This is a genomic window from Bacteroides sp. CAG:633 (assembly GCF_000435115.1).
GTDB classification, from domain to species: Bacteria; Bacteroidota; Bacteroidia; order Bacteroidales; family Bacteroidaceae; genus Bacteroides; species Bacteroides ndongoniae.
Window position 1 is genome coordinate 16,522 of sequence record NZ_FR882955.1, and the last position, 892, is coordinate 17,413.

1 protein-coding gene and 1 pseudogene are annotated in these 892 nt (G+C 40.7%); both read left to right on the forward strand.

The annotated features are described in order from the left end of the window. Nucleotides 1-305, forward strand: a pseudogene (locus QVP67_RS00775) (sialidase family protein); the annotation flags it as partial. Nucleotides 306-591: 286 nt separating this feature from the next. Beyond that, nucleotides 592-870: a hypothetical protein gene (locus QVP67_RS00780; protein ID WP_288179754.1), complete on the forward strand. Its 279-nt coding sequence runs from the start codon at nt 592-594 to the stop codon at nt 868-870. The last annotated feature ends 22 nt before the right edge of the window (nt 871-892 follow it).

Consider the following 892-nt stretch of genomic DNA (forward strand, 5'->3'; position numbering starts at 1 on the left):
TCGAGCCGGTCTGCATGGCCAGCCTCATCCATGTGCCTGCTGCCGAAAACGTACTGAACCGTGACCTGTTGCTCTTCTCCAACCCCAACAGCACCAAGAACCGCAACATGATTACCCTGAAAGCCAGCCTGGACGGTGGACTGACCTGGCTGCCCCAGCATCAGGTACTGCTGGACGAAGGTGGCGGCTGGGGCTACTCCTGCCTCACCATGATCGACCGCGAGACGGTAGGTATCTTCTACGAAAGCAGCACCGCCCACATGCTGTTCCAAGCCATCAAACTGAAAGAAATCATCAAGGAATAAAAAGCTAAAGAGGGTGTGTCGTAATTGACACACCTTCTTTTTTATATATATTCACTTCGCCGAAAAAAACATCTTGGTGTTTAAAAATTTATTTATTTGTTTTTGAATGTTTTTATAATAATACTAACTTTGCTACATATATTAAAAGTAGTGCTCAGTTTTATTACAGAAAATACGATTTTCTTCTTATAAATATAAAAATAATAAGTGTATGATACGAAATGTAATATTATTTGTATGTTTTATTATTAGTATGTCCATACATGCACGGAAATACCCTTTTGATATGGAACACCCCTATGAAATCGAAGTAGTTCGTGTTGATAAGCAGGGGTATAAGTTCTGCAAAGTATGGGGCATTGCTGGTTCTGTAGACAAGGCAATCACTCGTGCTTTACAAGATGCGGTGGCTGCATCTTTATTTACAGGGATTTCCGGAAACGAGTGCGCTGCCTCTACGCCTGCGATTTGTACTTCCACAGAGGCGTATAAAAAAAACAAAGATTATTTTGACCGTTTTTTTAAGTCAGGCGAATTTCTTCAATATGTGCGTAATGTAACGTGAGTTCGAAATAAAAATAAATATA